General features: G+C 74.0%; 15 protein-coding genes. 9 read left to right on the top strand and 6 right to left on the bottom strand.

Annotated elements, in window-relative coordinates; translation table 11 throughout:
- Positions 1-118: 118 nt before the first annotated feature.
- The 3 genes from SHK17_RS06510 to SHK17_RS06500 form a co-directional block, all read right to left on the bottom strand.
- Positions 119-781: an alpha/beta family hydrolase gene (locus SHK17_RS06510; RefSeq protein ID WP_172270749.1), complete on the bottom strand. Its 663-nt coding sequence runs from the start codon at positions 779-781 to the stop codon at positions 119-121.
- The gene (locus tag SHK17_RS06505; RefSeq protein WP_172270747.1) at positions 778-1,527 is read right to left on the bottom strand and encodes an SOS response-associated peptidase; all 750 of its coding nucleotides are present in this window, start codon (positions 1,525-1,527) and stop codon (positions 778-780) included. Before SHK17_RS06505 ends, SHK17_RS06510 begins: the two co-directional genes overlap by 4 nt.
- A 76-nt stretch (positions 1,528-1,603) precedes the next feature.
- Positions 1,604-2,224, bottom strand: coding sequence for a hypothetical protein (locus SHK17_RS06500; RefSeq protein WP_172270745.1), 621 nt, complete (start codon positions 2,222-2,224; stop codon positions 1,604-1,606).
- Between the two features lie 332 nt (positions 2,225-2,556).
- On the opposite strand from SHK17_RS06500, the gene SHK17_RS06495 reads away from it, so the two are divergent.
- From SHK17_RS06495 to rsgA, 4 genes are all read left to right on the top strand, one after another.
- Entirely contained in the window at positions 2,557-4,476 is a 1,920-nt protein-coding gene (locus SHK17_RS06495) for a sigma-70 family RNA polymerase sigma factor (RefSeq protein WP_322921509.1), read from the top strand.
- An 85-nt stretch (positions 4,477-4,561) separates the two neighbouring features.
- A complete protein-coding gene (locus SHK17_RS06490) occupies positions 4,562-5,092 on the top strand; it encodes a DoxX family membrane protein (protein ID WP_172270741.1) in 531 nt (176 codons plus the stop codon).
- A gap of 18 nt (positions 5,093-5,110) precedes the next feature.
- A complete protein-coding gene (aroA, locus tag SHK17_RS06485) occupies positions 5,111-6,439 on the top strand; it encodes a 3-phosphoshikimate 1-carboxyvinyltransferase (RefSeq protein ID WP_172270739.1) in 1,329 nt (442 codons plus the stop codon).
- Entirely contained in the window at positions 6,436-7,449 is a 1,014-nt protein-coding gene (gene rsgA, locus SHK17_RS06480) for a ribosome small subunit-dependent GTPase A (protein WP_172270737.1), read from the top strand. The genes aroA and rsgA overlap by 4 nt, the downstream gene beginning before the upstream one ends.
- Positions 7,450-7,458: 9 nt before the next feature.
- Here the strand turns inward: rsgA and SHK17_RS06475 are convergent, their stop codons facing one another.
- Positions 7,459-7,920, bottom strand: coding sequence for a DUF2231 domain-containing protein (locus SHK17_RS06475; RefSeq protein ID WP_172270735.1), 462 nt, complete (start codon positions 7,918-7,920; stop codon positions 7,459-7,461).
- A 42-nt stretch (positions 7,921-7,962) separates the two neighbouring features.
- On the opposite strand from SHK17_RS06475, the gene SHK17_RS06470 reads away from it, so the two are divergent.
- From SHK17_RS06470 to SHK17_RS06460, 3 genes are all read left to right on the top strand, one after another.
- Complete coding sequence (locus SHK17_RS06470; RefSeq protein ID WP_172270733.1) at positions 7,963-8,862, top strand: inositol monophosphatase family protein; 900 nt, start codon at positions 7,963-7,965, stop codon at positions 8,860-8,862.
- A 107-nt stretch (positions 8,863-8,969) separates the two neighbouring features.
- A complete protein-coding gene (locus tag SHK17_RS06465; RefSeq protein ID WP_172270731.1) occupies positions 8,970-9,401 on the top strand; it encodes a CBS domain-containing protein in 432 nt (143 codons plus the stop codon).
- Positions 9,402-9,454: 53 nt separating this feature from the next.
- The gene (locus tag SHK17_RS06460; RefSeq protein ID WP_322424720.1) at positions 9,455-9,796 is read left to right on the top strand and encodes an FKBP-type peptidyl-prolyl cis-trans isomerase; all 342 of its coding nucleotides are present in this window, start codon (positions 9,455-9,457) and stop codon (positions 9,794-9,796) included.
- 18 nt (positions 9,797-9,814) lie between these two features.
- On the opposite strand, the gene SHK17_RS06455 is transcribed toward SHK17_RS06460, so the two are convergent.
- Positions 9,815-10,501, bottom strand: coding sequence for a response regulator transcription factor (locus SHK17_RS06455; RefSeq protein ID WP_322424605.1), 687 nt, complete (start codon positions 10,499-10,501; stop codon positions 9,815-9,817).
- Positions 10,498-11,694, bottom strand: coding sequence for a sensor histidine kinase (locus SHK17_RS06450; protein WP_322921508.1), 1,197 nt, complete (start codon positions 11,692-11,694; stop codon positions 10,498-10,500). Before SHK17_RS06450 ends, SHK17_RS06455 begins: the two co-directional genes overlap by 4 nt.
- A 140-nt stretch (positions 11,695-11,834) precedes the next feature.
- On the opposite strand from SHK17_RS06450, the gene SHK17_RS06445 reads away from it, so the two are divergent.
- Together SHK17_RS06445 and SHK17_RS06440 are read left to right on the top strand one after the other, a co-directional pair.
- Positions 11,835-12,731 (top strand): ABC transporter ATP-binding protein, encoded by an 897-nt coding sequence (locus SHK17_RS06445; protein ID WP_172270725.1) that lies wholly within the window; start codon positions 11,835-11,837, stop codon positions 12,729-12,731.
- Positions 12,728-13,540, top strand: coding sequence for a hypothetical protein (locus tag SHK17_RS06440; protein ID WP_322921507.1), 813 nt, complete (start codon positions 12,728-12,730; stop codon positions 13,538-13,540). The genes SHK17_RS06445 and SHK17_RS06440 overlap by 4 nt, the downstream gene beginning before the upstream one ends.
- Positions 13,541-13,556: the final 16 nt, after the last annotated feature.

Here is a 13,556-nt window from a genome sequence, read left to right as displayed (position 1 = left end):
CGTCCTTGATTGATTCAGTCATCGCCTCCCACGATAGCGCTGTGGGTGCAGGCGAAGCACCGCGCTCGGTGGCGCGGGGGCGTTCGAGGATCAGTGACTGCACACAGGGCTCAACACGTCACCCCGTCCGAGGATTCCCGACCACCTCGCGCACCAGCCACTCCAGCGTCGACTCGACCACGATCCCCATGGCCTCCTCTTGGCTCACCTCGCCCCGGGCGGGCACCTTGAGGCCGTGGTCGGCGCCGGGCACGACCACCATGTCGACGGCCTCGAGGTCGCCGGGGAACTCGTCGGGGCGCCCCATCGGGTCACGCTCGCCCTGCACCAGCAGGGTGGGCAGGCCGGCCCCGCGCAGCTCGGGCAGCCGGGTCGGCTCGGTCCGCCCGGGCTGGTGGAGCGGGAAGGACAGGGCGAGGCAACCGGTCGCCCCCAGCGACCGGGCGGTCCGCGCCGCCGACCGGGCGCCCGCGGACCGACCGCCGACCACGAGGGGCGTCCGCACCCGCATCACGTCGGCGGCGCACCTCAGGGCCGCGTCGAGCGTGGGCGGCGCGGTCGCGACCTTGCGGCCGGCCACCCGCCACGGCTGCTCGAACAGGACCACCGACACGCCCTGCGCGGGCAGCGCGTCGGCCAGCGCCCAGAGGTCGCGCGACTCCACGCCGCCCCCCGCCCCGTGGCTGAGCAGCAGCGTCGCCATCGGGCTGGTGGCCCGCCGGGTGTGCAGCCGACCCTCGCCGTGCGGGGTGTCGACCGCGCGGATCGTCGCCTTCTTCACGACGTGGCCTCCAGCGGCTCGACGAGCTCGGGGCCGTTGTTGCGCACGTTGCTCACCAATGTCGGGACGGCGTACGCCTCGAGGCGGCCCGGGGCGGCAGGCACGAGCAGCGACGTGTCACCCGGGTGCGTGGGGTCGAGCCACTCGTGCCAGCGCTCCCGCTCCACCATGAGCGGCATCCGGTCGTGGATGTGGCCCAGGGAGTCCTCGGCCTGGGTGGTGAGCACCGTGCACGTCCACCGGAAGCGGTCGGGGTCGTCCTCCGCCTTGCCCGGGTCGCGCCAGATCTCGTAGAGGCCGGCCATGGCCAGGATCCCGCCGTCCTTGGGCCGGATGAAGAACGGCTGCTTGACCGGCTTGCCCTTGGCGTTGGTCTGCGAGGTGGGGTACCACTCGAAGTAGCCGTCGGCCGGCAGCAGGGCGCGGCGGGTGGCGAACGCCTTGCGGAAGGCGGGCTTGTCGGCCACGGTCTCCATCCGTGCGTTGATCATCCGGTTGCCGATGGAGGGGTCCTTGGCCCACGACGGCACGAGTCCCCAGGTGAGGACCCGCAGCTGTCGCTGCGGCGCCTCGGACCGGTCCCGCCCGGACTCGCGCGACGGCGGCCGCTCGACGACCGCGTAGACCTCCTTGGTCGGCGCGACGTTGTAGTCGGGCTGCAGCGCCGCCGCGATGCGGCTCTCGACGACCTCGAACTCCTCGACGAGGTCGTCGGGCTGTCGGGACGAGGCGTAGCGGCCGCACATGGGGCCACCTTAGGGGCTGTCTCGGACACGGGCGTGGCGTCGGCGGACCGTGGGGCGGACCGGTCCGCCCGGAGCCTCAGCCGCGCGCCAGCTCGTCGAGCAGCATGCCGGCGCCGGCGTCGGTGGGCGGCAGGCCCTCGATCCACACCCGCACCGCGGAGGTGCCCGCTCCCCCGGGCTGCGCGGTCTCGAGCATGGTCCGCAGCACGCGCACGCGGCGGCCCATGCGGTCGTCGCGACGGGTGAGGACGGCGACCCGGTGCATCCCGACGCGGGCGACCGTCTCGTCGCGCGCGAACGCCGTACGGGCCAGCTCGCCGGCCCGCGCCAGCCGCATGGCCCGGGTGAAGTGGTCACCCGGCTCCTCCGACGGGTCGTCCCCCAGGGGCAGGGCGCACACGACGAGCCCGTGCCCGGTGATCCCGCCGGGGTCGGCGTCGCCGAGCCGGTAGAGCTCGGAGAGCCGGCCGCGGAGGTGCGCCTGGCTGGAGAGCCCGGTGAGCGGGTCCTCGCAGGAGAGCTGGTGCAGGTAGCCGAGCGTGGTGTCGCTCCAGGCGGACAGTGTCGCGGCCACCACGTCGTACGTCGGGTCCTCGCCGGTGATGCTGCGGCACGTCTCGCGCAGCCCGGCCAGCGTCTCCTCGACCGAGGCCCCGTCGCGGGCCATGACCTGGCCCGCGACGGAGCACACCCCCAAGACGTCCGATCCTGAGATGAGCGCTTCCCCCACCGCCTCGAACCGGTGCGGCAACCCCGACCGCACGTCGGCAGACCGTGCATCGCCCATCTCAGGACCGGCGGCCGCAGGTCGTCGCCCGCGTACGGCGAAAATCCTCACGGCCACCCCCTCCTGTCCCGTCCTGCACCAGTGAGACGGGGCAGCCCACGGGGCATGACGCTGACCAGACCACTGAGTTTGGGTTTTTTCCGTCAACGCCCCGATCCGCCGCTCCGCGGTCTACAGTCGGAGTCGCCCGACACCACACAGGAGTGCTTCCGGGAAGCGTCGATCCACATGAGTCGATCCACATGAGCAGTGCCACCAGCGTCGAAGCACCGGGGGACGCCGAGCTGATCTCGGCGGTCCGCGGTGGGGACGTCGACGCCTACGGCACCCTGTTCGAGCGACACGTCGACGCCGCCCGGCGCCTGGCCCGGCAGCTCGTTCCGGCCGGTGACGCCGAGGACCTGGTGTCCGAGGCCTTCGTCAAGGTGCTCGGTGTCCTGCAGCGCGGCGGCGGCCCCGACGTGGCGTTCCGCGCCTACCTGCTGACCGCCGTCAGGCGACTGCAGGTCGACCGCTTCCGCGCCGGCTCCAAGCTCCACACCACCGACGACATGGAGGCCTTCGACCCGGGCGTCCCGTTCCGCGACACGGCCGTCGAGGGCTTCGAGAACGCCGCGGCGGCCAGGGCGTTCGCGTCGCTGCCCGAGCGCTGGCAGCTCGTGCTCTGGCACACCGAGGTCGAGGGCGACAAGCCGGCCGACATCGCCCCGCTGCTCGGCATGAGCGCCAACTCGGTGTCCGCCCTGGCCTACCGGGCCCGCGAGGGCCTCAAGCAGGCCTTCCTCACCCAGCACGTCGCCGAGCTGGAGGAGGACGCCTGCCGCTGGACGCACAGCCAGCTCGGTTCCTACGTCCGCAAGGCCGTCTCCAAGCGCGACGCCGCGAAGGTCGAGGCACACCTCGACGAGTGCCGTTCGTGCATGGCCATCTACCTCGAGCTCACCGAGGTGAACTCCAGCCTCGGCGCCCTGCTCGCACCCCTGCTCCTCGGCGGCGTGGCCACCGCCTACCTCGGTACGGCCGTGGCCGCCGGGTCGGTGCCCGTCGGGATCGGCGCCGTGGTGGGCCGGGTGCGCGACCTCGTCATGGCCAACGCCGGCACCGCTGCCGTGGCCGGCGTGGCCGCCAGCACCGTGATCGTCGCCGGTGGCATCGCGCTCGGCGTCGGCGGCCCGGGCGAGGTGCCCGGCGACCCCACCGCCCTCCGGCAGCCCGCGGTCGCGTCGAGCACGCCGTCCAGCGGGACGTCCCCCGCGGCCCCCGACGGCCTGCAGCAGCGCCGGGGCCGCTCCCCCGCCGCAGCGCTGCCCGGTGTGACCGACCCTGCGCTCAGCGACGACCCGTTCCCCGAGGTGCTGCCCACGACCGTGCCGACGGACCTGCCGACGGACGTGCCCACCGAGGCGCCGACGGACGGGCCCACCGACGACCCGACCGACGGGCCGACGGACGACCCCACCGACGACCCCACCGACGACCCGACGGACGACCCCACCGACGACCCGACCGAGGACCCGACCGAGGAACCGACGGACGACCCCACCGACGGTCCGACGGAGAACCCGACGCCGACGCAGCAGCCGGAGCCGACCGAGAACCCCGACCCGACCGGCAACCCCACGCCGACGGAGCAGCCGGACCCCACCGGTGACCCCGACCCCACCGGTGACCCCGACCCGACCGGCGACCCCGACCCGACCGGCGACCCCGACCCGACCGGCGACCCCGACCCCACCGGCGACCCCGACCCGACCGGCGACCCCGACCCCACCGGCGACCCCGACCCCACCGGCGACCCCGACCCGACAGAGGACCCCGACCCGACGGTCGATCCCGAGCCCGTGCCGGTCGACTCGTCGGTGACCGGCTCGGTGACCGGCACCAACCTGATCCACCGGGTCACGATGCGCGTCGCAGGGCTCCCGACGGGATCGAGCGCGCGACTGCAGGTCGAGCTCACCGGCGTCGAGTTCGCCTTCGCCATCGACGAGCGCTGCGTGGTGCGGCAAGGTGGCATCACCTGCCAGGTGGCCTCCGGCCAGTCCTCCCCGATCGGGATGACCCTGGTCTCGGTCGGCGACGGGAGCGTCGCCGCGACCCTCCAGGCGGCCCCTGGCGAGACCAACCTCGCCAACAACACGTGGCGCGCCCTGCTCGACTGAGCCGGCGCAGCCCCGACCAGCCCGTCGCGACAGCGCACCCCTGAGGGCGCGGTGCCGCCGGCGCGGATCGTGTAGACAGGGACTCATGACGATCACTCGGCTGCTCGCCCGCCCCCTGCTCGCCTCGATGTTCGTCGCGGGCGGCGTCAACGCCCTCCGTAACACCGAGGTCCACGCGGCCAAGGCCAAGAAGGTCGCCGACCGCGTCGTCCCGCTGGCCCAGCAGGCGGCCCCGGGTGTCTCGATCCCCACCGACCCCGTCACCCTGGTCCGGATCAACGCCGGCGCCCAGATCCTCGCCGCCGCGGCCCTCGCCACCGGCCGGGTCCCCCGGCTGAGCGCGACCGTGCTCGCCGCCTCCCTCGTGCCCACCACGCTCGCCGGGCACCCCTTCTGGGAGGAGACCGACCCGCAGGCCAAGTCCGCGCAGCGGCTCCAGTTCGTCAAGAACGCCTCGGTCCTCGGCGGGCTGCTGCTCGCCGGCGTCGACACCGAGGGCAAGCCGGGCCTGGCCTGGCGCGCCCGCCGCGCCGCGTCCGACGTGCGCCGTGAGGCCAAGCAGGTCGCCAAGGACGCCCGCCGCGAGGCGAAGTTGGCCAAGGCCCAGCTCACCTGACCTCGATAGGGTGCGCCGGTGAGTGAGCCTGCTGCCGACGCCGCGACGCCGACCGACCCCTGGCCGGCGCCGCGCCCGGACGGACCCGTCGACCGCGTCGTCTCGCTCCCGGGGAGCAAGTCGCTGACCAACCGGGCGCTGCTGCTCGCCGCGATCGCCGACGGGCCGAGCGTCGTACGACGTCCGCTGCGCTCGCGCGACACGCTGCTGATGGCGCGCGCCCTGGCCTCGCTCGGCACCGGGATCGAGGACAGGGACGGTGACTGGGCCGTCACCCCGGGCTCCTGGGACGCGGACGCCGACGTGGACTGCGGCCTGGCCGGCACGGTGATGCGGTTCGTCCCGCCCGTGGTCGGGCTGGCGCGCGGGACCGTGCGGTTCGACGGCGACCCCCACATGCGGCAGCGGCCCGTGGGCCAGATGCTCGCGGCCCTCGGTGCGCTCGGCGTCCGGGTCGACGACGACGGCCGGGGCGCGCTGCCCTTCGCGGTGCAGGGGACGGGCACGGTCGCGGGTGGCACCGTGACCATCGACGCGAGCGCCTCGTCGCAGTTCGTGTCGGCGCTGCTGCTGGCCGGAGCCCGCTACGAGCAGGGCGTCGACGTGCGCCACGTCGGCAAGCCCGTGCCCTCGCTCCCCCACATCGAGATGACCGTGCAGATGCTGCGCCGCCGCGGCGTCGAGGTGGACGACTCCGACGCGAACCGGTGGGCCGTCGCCCCGGGCCCCGTGCGGGCGGTCGACGACGAGATCGAGCCCGACCTCTCCAACGCCGCGCCGTTCCTCGCGCTCGGCGCCGCCACCGGGGGCCGGGTCACGGTCACGGGGTGGCCGTCGCGGACCACGCAGCCCGGTGACGAGCTGCGCGAGATCCTGGCGCTGATGGGGTGCGACGTGACGCTGTCCGGCGGTGACCTCACCGTCGTCGGGCCCGAGCGGCTCTCGGGCGTCGACCTCGACCTGCACGACGTCGGCGAGCTCACCCCGGCGGTCGCGGCGCTGTGCGCGCTCGCCGGCTCGCCCTCGCACCTGCGCGGCGTCGCCCACATCCGCGGCCACGAGACGGACCGGTTGGCCGCGCTCGCCACGGAGCTCGGCCGGCTCGGCGCGGACGTCGACGAGCGCGAGGACGGGCTGACGATCCGCCCCGCGGACCTGCACGGCGGGACGTTCCGGACCTACGCCGACCACCGCATGGCCCACGCCGGCGTCATCCTCGGGCTGGCGGTCGACGACGTCCTCGTCGAGGACGTCGCCACGACGGCCAAGACCTTCCCCGACTTCGCGACCGCCTGGAGCCGGGCCGTCCTCGGCACCTCCCCCGACCGGTCCGGGGCGCCGACGTGACCGGTCGCTACTCCGAGCACGACCAGGAGCACTACGAGCGCCCGAGGCGCCGCACCCGGCCACGCACCAAGGACCGGCCCACCTACGACGACGCCGTCGACGCCAGGGTCGTCACCGTCGACCGCGGCCGGTTCACCCTGCTCCTCGGCGGCCACCGGGTGATGGCGATGAAGTCGCGACCACTCGGGCGCAAGGGCGTCGTGGTCGGCGACCACGTGCGCGTCGTGGGCGACACCACCGGCGCCGACGGCTCGCTGGCACGCATCGTGGAGGTCGTCGAGCGCAGCACGACGCTGCGCCGTACCGCCGACGACGACGACCCCGTCGAGCGGGTGATCGTCTCCAACGCCGACCAGCTCGTCGTGGTGACGGCGCTCGCCGATCCCGAGCCACGCCCGCGGTTGATCGACCGCGCGCTCGTGGCGGCGTACGACGCCGGCATGACCCCCCTGCTCTGCCTCACCAAGGCCGACCTGGCCGACCCGGAGACGCTGCTGTCGACCTACCGCTCACTCGGCGTGCCGTGGGTGGTCACCCAGCTCAAGGGCGAGGGTGCCGGCGACCTGACCGAGCTGCGCGACCGGCTGCGCGGACGCACCAGCGTGCTCGTCGGCCACAGCGGGGTCGGCAAGTCGACGCTCGTCAACGCCCTCGTGCCCGACGCCCACCGCGAGGTCGGCATCGTCAACGCGGTGACGGGTCGCGGCCGGCACACCTCGACGAGCGCCTACCTCCTCGAGCTGCCCGGTCCCGACGGCCGGGGCGAGGGCTGGATCATCGACACCCCCGGCATCAGGTCGTTCGGCCTCGCGCACGTGCGACCGGAGAACCTCATCGAGGCGTTCCCGGACCTCGAGGAGATGACGGAGGACTGCCCCCGCGGGTGCTCACACGACGCGGACGAGCCCGAGTGCGGCCTCGACGAGGCGGTCGCGTCCGGCCAGACCGACCCCGACCGCGTCGAGTCCTTCCGACGGCTGCTCGCGGCGCGCAGCGCCACCGACTGGTGACGCCCGGCCTCAGCCCCAGACGGCCGTGGCGCCGGAGTCGCCGGCCAGGTAGACCGTGACCACGAGCCCGACCGCACCGACGGCGAGCAGGACCGCCACGGGGATGCCGAACCGCGTCGCGCGGGCACCGCGGCCCGACGCCAGCGCGGACGTGCCGCCGAGGGCCCACGCGCCCAGCAGCGAGACCAGCGCGTAGCCGATCGACCACAGGCGCAGCAGCTCGCCGTCCTCCTGGTGCTCGACCACGATCGGCGCGAGCTCGGGCCGCGACGACAGCAGGTCCTCGCCCGCCGCGACCGCCACGACCGACGCGACGGCGGTGACGACCGCCAGCACGACCAGGGGCCACCGCAGCAGCCACCGCCACCTGGGGACGGCCGCGTAGGCGAGTCCGGCGAGGGCCGACAGCGGACCGAGGACCACGACCGCGTGCACCACGAGCGGGTGCAGAGGCACACCGTTGAGTTCCATGGCGTGCACAGTAGGGCGCCTTGCTGGCAATAGCCTGTGAACATGCCCATCACCGGCTCGGCTCGCTCCCACGACCACACCGACGACCTGCGCCTGGCCCACGTCCTGGCCGACGACGCCGACTCGTTGACCCTGGCCCGCTTCAAGGCCCTCGACCTCCACGTGATGAGCAAGCCGGACCTCACGCCCGTGACCGACGCCGACAAGGCCGTCGAGGAGGGCATCCGCCGCACGCTCTCGCGGGTCCGCTCCCGCGACGCGGTCGTCGGCGAGGAGCAGGGCACCACCGGCCACAGCCAGCGGCGCTGGATCGTCGACCCGATCGACGGCACCAAGAACTACGTGCGCGGGGTCCCGGTCTGGGCGACGCTCATCGCGCTGGCCGTCGACGACGAGGTCGTGCTGGGCGTTGTGTCGGCGCCCCAGCTCCAGCGGCGGTGGTGGGCCTCGGCCGGCGGCGGCGCGTGGACCGGCCGCTCGCTGCTCAAGGCGACGCGGTGCGAGGTGTCGGACGTACGCCGCCTCGAGGACGCGTCGCTGAGCTACTCCTCCCTCTCCGGCTGGGACGAGCGCGGCCGGCTCGACGACTTCGTGTCGCTGTCGCGACGCTGCTGGCGCACCCGCGCCTACGGCGACTTCTGGTCCTACATGCTGCTCGCCGAGGGCGCCGTCGACATCGCGGCGGAGCCGGAGCTCGAGCTCTACGACATGGCGGCCCTCGACGTGATCGTGCGCGAGGCCGGTGGCCGGTTCACCTCCCTCGACGGCACCGACGGCCCCTGGGGCGGCAACGCGCTGGCCTCCAACGGCCACCTGCACGAGGCCGCGCTGTCGTTCCTCGGCGCGATGGACGACGACGAGGCCGACCCCGACGTGCCGCGGCGGGGCCCCGGCTCGGTGAGCAACCTGCGGGACCGGCAGGCACCTCCGGTGCTCGACTGACCAGGACCTCCGGCGCTCGACCAGCCCGACCAGCCAGCACCTGTCCCTCGGCGCCGGGCTTGGCTACGGTGGCTCATCGGCAGTCGGCCGGACGAGAGGTGGAGACGATGAGGATCCAGGACGTCATCCAGGGCAAGGGCAGCCAGGCCGTCGTGACCATCCGGCCGGACGCCACCGTCCGTGAGCTGGTGGCCCTGCTGGCCGAGCACAACGTCGGCGCGCTCGTGGTGAGCGAGGACGGCGAGCGGGTCGCGGGCATCGTCAGCGAGCGCGACGTCGTACGCCGCCTGCACGAGCAGGACGCCGTGCTCGACGCCACCGTCAGCACGATCATGACCGCCGACGTGCGCACCTGCGCCGCCCAGGACGGGCTGACCGACCTCATGCAGACGATGACCGAGCACCGCATCCGGCACGTCCCGGTGGTGGCCGACGGACGGCTGACCGGCATCATCAGCATCGGTGACGTGGTGAAGAACCGCATCGGCGAGCTCGAGTTCGAGCGCGACCAGCTCGACAGCTACGTCCACCAGACCTGACACCACAACGAAGAGGAGCAACCGTGAGCGAGAAGCCCGACGTCGACCCCCACATGGGCGAGGCGCCCACCGACCTCGAGGTCACCGACCTCGTCGAGGGCGACGGTGCCGAGGCCACGTCCGGCTCGACCGTCTCCGTCCACTACGTCGGCGTCGCCCACTCCACCGGCGAGGAGTTCGACGCGTCCTACAACCGCGGCACCCCGCTGCAGTTCCGCCTCGGCATCGGCCAGGTCATCTCCGGCTGGGACACCGGCGTGCAGGGCATGAAGGTCGGCGGCCGCCGCCGGCTGGTGATCCCGCCGCACCTCGGCTACGGCGACCGCGGGGCCGGCGGCGCCATCAAGCCGGGCGAGACCCTGATCTTCGTGGTCGACCTGCTCGAGGTCCGCTGACCTGGCACGACTGACGCCTCAGGCCTGGGCGTCGTGGACCAGGATCGCGACCTGCACCCGGTTCTCGACGCCCAGCTTGGCGAACAGGCGCCCCACGTGGGTCTTCACCGTGGGCACGCCCATGAAGAGCTCGGCCGCGATCTCGGCGTTGCTGAGGCCGCGCGCCACCCCGTCGGCGACGTCGCGCTCCCGCTCGGTGAGCGCGGCGAGCGCCGTACGGGCCGTCCGCCCGCGGTCCCGGCCCTCGGGGTCGGTCCCGTCGCGCGTCACGGCCGCGATCAGCTGGGCCGTCACGCTGGGCGAGAGCATCGGCTGGCCCGACGCCACCGTCCGGATCGCCTCCACCAGCCGGGCCGGCTTGGTGTCCTTGAGCAGGAAGCCGGCCGCGCCGGTCCGGAGCGCACGCAGCACCATGTCGTCGGTGTCGAAGGTCGTCAGCACGATGATGCGCAGGTCCGGGTGGGCGCGCAGCAGCTCCTCGGTGGCGCTGAGGCCGTCGCGCACGGGCATCCGGATGTCCATCAGCACCACGTCGGCGCCCGAGGACGGCACGACCCGGAGCGCCTCCTCGCCGTCGCCGGCCTCGGCGACGACGCGGATGCCCGAGCTGCCGCCGAGCATCATGCCGAGGGCGGCGCGCACCATCGGGTCGTCGTCGACGACGGCGAGCGAGATGGGAGCCTCGGTCCCCACTCCCTCGCTCACGACGCCCACGGTATCCATGCCCGGACCGCGTAGCCGCCGGTGGCGTCCACGCCGTGCGTGATCCGGCCGCCGGCGAGGGCCGCGCGCTCGGCGAGGCCGAGCAGGCCCAGGCCCGAGGCGGGCAGCCCCGGGCGGCGTACGGGTCCCACCGGCGCCGCGTTGCGCACCGCGATCACCAGGCCGTCGCCGGGCGTGCCGGCGAGGTCGACCGTGACGGCGGTCCCCGGCGCGTGCTTGCGCACGTTGGTTAGGGCCTCCTGCACGATGCGGTACGCCGTCCGCCCGGTGGCCGCGGGGAGCCCGTCCTCCACCTCGTTGGTCAGGAGCACCCGCATCCCGCCCGAGACCTCCTCCGCCACCAGGTCCGCGACGTCGTCGATGCCGGGCTGCGGCCGCTCGGGGGCGGCGTCCACGGGCTGGGCGGGATCGCGCAGCACGCCCAGCACGGCCCGCAGGTCCGACAGCGCCCGGTGCGCGTTGTCCTCGATCGACCGGGCCGCGGTGGCGCGGTCCTCCTCCGACAGGTCGGTGCGATAGCTGAGCGTCGAGGCGTTCATCGCGACGAGCGAGATGCGGTGGGCGAGCACGTCGTGCATCTCCCGCGCGATGCGGGTGCGCTCGGCGGCGCGCGCCTGGGCGACGCGGGCGATCTGCTCGCGCTCCGCGGTGACGGCCCGGGCACGGTAGGAGTCGACCAGCTGGCGCTGGGACCCCATGGCGTAGCCCGTGGCGACGATGATGCCGGTCACGAGCGCCCCGAACGCGACCGAGGCCCACAGCGGCAGGGACTCCTCGGAGATCCCGATGCGCTCCTGCACCAGCCCGGCGAGGAGGCTGAGCGGCACGATCAGCGCCAGCAGCCGCCAGCGGCGGTGCGAGGCGATCGAGCCGAGGATCCACGACGCGGGGCCGGCGCTGGACAGCGAGACGAACGAGAAGAGGGTGAGCACCACCCCCACGACCGCGGGGCGGCGGTGCCGCCACCGGATGACGACGAACGACGTCAGGCCGAGCAGCGGGTCGCCGACGAGGAACCACACCATCGCCGCGTCCCAGGGTCGCTCCGCGGCGCCGACGAGGATCAGGCTCCAGGCCAGCAGGCTGATCACCGCGGCCAGCGCGTAGCGCCAGAGCGACGCCAGGAGGCTGGTCCCGTCGGCGGGCGCGTCCGCCTGGCGCGACTCGACTGGCATGGACCGAGGCTAGAGGTACGCCGGGCGCTCCCGCGTCCGACCCAGGTGTCGACCGTGGGGCGGGGGGCGATACCGAGGTCGGACGTCGACGAGCCCTGTGCCCGATGTGCGGGGGGCGTCCCGACGGCGAGGCTGGAGCCATGATCACAGTCGAGAACCTCACGAAGCGCTACGGCGGGTTCACCGCCGTCGACGACATCTCGTTCCACGTGCGGCCCGGGAGCGTCGTCGGGTTCCTCGGGCCCAACGGCGCCGGGAAGTCCACCGCGATGCGGATGATGACCGGCCTCACCCCGGCCACGTCCGGGCGCGCCACCATCCTCGGCAAGCCCTACCGCGAGCTGCACAACCCCGGCCGCCAGGTCGGCGTGATGCTCGACGCCTCGGCGCAGCACCCGGGGCGCACGGGCCGCGAGGTGCTCCGCGTGGCCGCCATCTCGGTCGGCGTCTCGAAGGCGCGGGTCGAGGAGGTCCTCGCCCTCGTCGGCCTGACCGGGGAGGAGGCGGACCGCCGCGTGCGCAACTACTCCCTCGGCATGCGGCAGCGGCTCGGCATCGCCGCGGCGCTGCTCGGCGAGCCGCAGGTGCTGGTCCTCGACGAGCCGGCCAACGGGCTCGACCCGCAGGGCATCCACTGGATGCGCGGCCTGCTGCGGCGCTTCGCAGACGGCGGCGGCACGGTCCTGCTGTCCAGCCACCTGCTGCACGAGGTGCAGATCGTCGCCGACGACCTGGTGATGATCGGCCGCGGGCGGATCGTGGCGATGGGCTCCAAGGAGGAGCTGCTCAGCCGTGGCGGCACCACGGTGCACTCGACTGACGACGCCCAGCTCGCGTCGCTGCTCGAGGCCGCCGACGTGCCGTTCACCCGCGCCGGCTCGGGACTGGTGGTCGACGCCGACCCCGAGGTGGTCGGCCGGATCGCCGCGCAGGAGCGCGTCGTGCTGCTCGAGCTGCGGTCCGGGGGCTCCGAAGGCCTCGAAGAGATGTTCCTCGGCCTCACGGCCGCCACCTCGCGCGAAGGAGAAGCCGCATGAGCACCGACACCAGCACCACCACCACCCCCGCGATCGGCGGGGACCGCGCCGGCGGCGCCGCGGCGCCGACCGCCCTCCCCGGCCGGCCCGGGGTGCCCTTCGGCCGCACGCTCCACGCCGAGCTGCGCAAGATGGTCGACACCCGCGCCGGGCTCTGGATGGTCGTCGTGATGGCCGCCGTCGCAGCCATCGTGCTCGTCGCGTTCGTGATCTGGGGACCCGCCGAGGACGCCTCCTTCAACGGCCTGCTCGAGCTGGCCACGCTGCCCCTCGCCATGCTGCTGCCCGTGCTGGGCATCATGGCCGCCACCGCCGAGTGGACCCAGCGCACCGGGTTGGTGACCTTCACCCTCGAGCCGCACCGCGGACGTGTCGTGCTGGCCAAGGCGCTCGCCGCGCTGCTGCTCGCCGTCGTGGTCCTCGCCGTGGCGGTGGCCGCGTCGGCGCTCGCCAACGTCGTCGGTGGCAACGGCGAGTGGGACCTCACCGCCGCCGCCGGCGGCGGCCTCGTCCTGGCCCTCCTGCTCTACGTCGTGCAGGGCGTGGCGTTCGGGCTGCTCTTCCTCAACACGCCCGTCGCCATCGTGTCCGTGCTGGTCCTGCCGACCGTGTGGGCCATCGCCACGCAGGTCGTCAGCGCGCTGGAGGAGGTGGGCGCCTGGCTCGACATGGACCGGGTGACCCGTCCCCTCTTCGCCGGCGAGATGGGGTCGCAGGACTGGGCCCAGCTGTCGACGGCCACCGCCGTGTGGGTCCTCCTGCCGCTCGCGGTCGGCACCTACCGCGTGCTGCACCGCGAGGTGAAGTAGCCGGACATCACACGGT

Source organism: Nocardioides renjunii (assembly GCF_034661175.1).
In the GTDB taxonomy this organism is placed as follows: domain Bacteria; phylum Actinomycetota; class Actinomycetes; order Propionibacteriales; family Nocardioidaceae; genus Nocardioides; species Nocardioides renjunii.
This window is presented reverse-complemented; position numbering and strand designations above follow the sequence as displayed.